This window comes from Frankia sp. CcWB2 (assembly GCF_977927585.1).
On record NZ_CDWRCM010000300.1, the window covers coordinates 1 to 1,872 of the forward strand.

Sequence of the window (1,872 nt, forward strand, 5' to 3'; positions counted from 1 at the left end):
GTTCTGGCAGGCCACCGCCCCCACCGTCCCCGTACCAAAGAATGGATCAAGCACCACGCCCGGAACAGTCGGAGCCTCGCAGTCGCACCGGATGAAGTCGCCCGCCTCACGTACCGTCGCCGCTTCCTGATCTTTTGCGTTCCACAGCTTCCGCACGGTGTATTGCCGTTTCCAGCCCTGGCCGCAGGCCGTGCATACGACTTCGGGGCAGGTCGCCAAGAGCGGTCGTCGGATCAAGCCCGGCGGGAAGGTGGCGAAGTGTGCTCCCCGGAAATTGCCCGCCGCGTGCTGCCACACATCCCCGGGGTTCTTCCCCAGCGGATGCCCCGGCTGCCCTTCGGGCCGTTCCCGCCGCAGGCCCTCGTTGTTTGCCGCGAGCGGCCCTCGATACGTCGGCTTGGCGTACTCGGCCTTGGCCGCCTTCTTTCCACCGCCGGAGCGATGCGGCTCCCGGATAGCGTCCAGGTCGAAGAAATACCGGGGGCCGCGCGTGAGGAAGTACACCACTTCATAGGTGAGGGTCAGGCGGTCAGAGATTGACGAGGGCATGGGGTTCGTCTTGCTCCAAATCACCTTATTGCGGACAATCCAGCCGTCCGCCGACAGCGCCAGCACCAGCCGCTCCGGCGCCAGGAGCACCCCCTTCGGCGGCGCCCCGTACTTGGAGTGCCTCGAAAAACTGTCGCCCAGGTTCAGCCAGACGTTGCCCGTCTGCTTGATCACCCGGGCCAGCTGGCGGAAGACTGGCAGAAGGCCCGCTACCCAGTCGTCCACCGTGGCCTCAAGGCCTAGTTGATCATCCACCCCGTAATCCCTCAGGGCGTAGTAGGGCGGGCTGGTGATCACACTGTCCACCGAGGCCGGTGGCAACTCCGCCAGGCGGGTGGCGGCATCGCCGGTCAGGATGATGTTGCGGGGTAGCTCCATCATTCCGCCGCCCCCTGGATCATCCGGCCTGCGGCCTCGTCCGAGGTAGCGACGGTGAACAATTGCCAGGTATCGGCAGGCAGACGGCCCAGGACGGCCAAGAGCTGCCGCCGACGGCCTTCATCCGGCACCACCCACAGCACGCGGGGAAAGACCTCGCCCTCCCGGCCGGACTGCCAGTACTTGATGTACAGCTCCGCTTTGCGCCGGATCGTCGGCAGCGACTCCGTCGCCCGGTCTACCTCCACCATCCAGGTGTCTTCGTACCGGCCCAGCCGCAAGGCCACACGGGCATCCGGCTTGATCACCATCCGCCCGGCGGGGCCGGAAAAACTGCGCCAGCTGGCTGGTTCCGCCTGGAAGCGCGCCACCACCAGCCGTCCGGCGGCTTCGGCTTTGCGCAAGGCGGTGTACAGCTCTGTCACCGCCAGGGAGTGCGCCAGGAACAAGGAGCCCACCGGCCAGGGCCGCTGCCACCGCGACCGCTCCGGGTCCAAGATGCGCAAGGCCGCCACGTCGAGGGTGTAGACGAAGCCCGCAGAGCCTGCCCGCACGCCGCCGATCCGCCGGGGCAGCCGCGCGAGGAGCCGCCGCGCCACCATCCCGGCCAGCACCTCCCTGCCCCGCCGCGCCGAGACGCCCGCCAGATGCAACCGCACCAACTGCGCCCCGGTGGCCACGCGCACCACGGATAGCGTCGTAAGGATCTCTCGCTCCCGAGGCGGGATGGTCGCAGCCAGTGCCGCCACTTGACGGGAGGTGACATATGCCCGGCTCATGAATTCACCCCACGAAGAAGCCAGGGAGTCGTCTGCACATTTGGCCCGGAAACCGCACCCCACCACGGCAAACGCGCAGGTCTACTCGACGCGACCGGCACAGCGGCCGGAAGTGCCCGCCTCATTCGGACACCTCCCGGCGGCCGACCCGTCCGGCGGGCTTGGT

At 67.9% G+C, this 1,872-nt stretch carries 2 protein-coding genes; both read right to left on the reverse strand.

Features of this window, described 5'->3' with window-relative positions; all coding sequences use genetic code 11:
* Positions 1 to 930, reverse strand: a 930-nt coding sequence (locus ACY45C_RS20765; protein ID WP_462189233.1) for a DNA-methyltransferase, incomplete at its 3' end; no start/stop codon positions are given.
* Positions 927 to 1,706, reverse strand: coding sequence for a replication-relaxation family protein (locus ACY45C_RS20770; protein WP_462189234.1), 780 nt, complete (start codon positions 1,704 to 1,706; stop codon positions 927 to 929). The genes ACY45C_RS20765 and ACY45C_RS20770, both read right to left, overlap by 4 nt.
* Positions 1,707 to 1,872: the final 166 nt, after the last annotated feature.

Bases quoted from the DNA above. Each gene is read 5' to 3' on its own strand.
- ACY45C_RS20770 (WP_462189234.1), bottom strand. From the start codon at position 1,706: ATGAGCCGGGCATATGTCACCTCCCGTCAAGTGGCGGCACTGGCTGCG.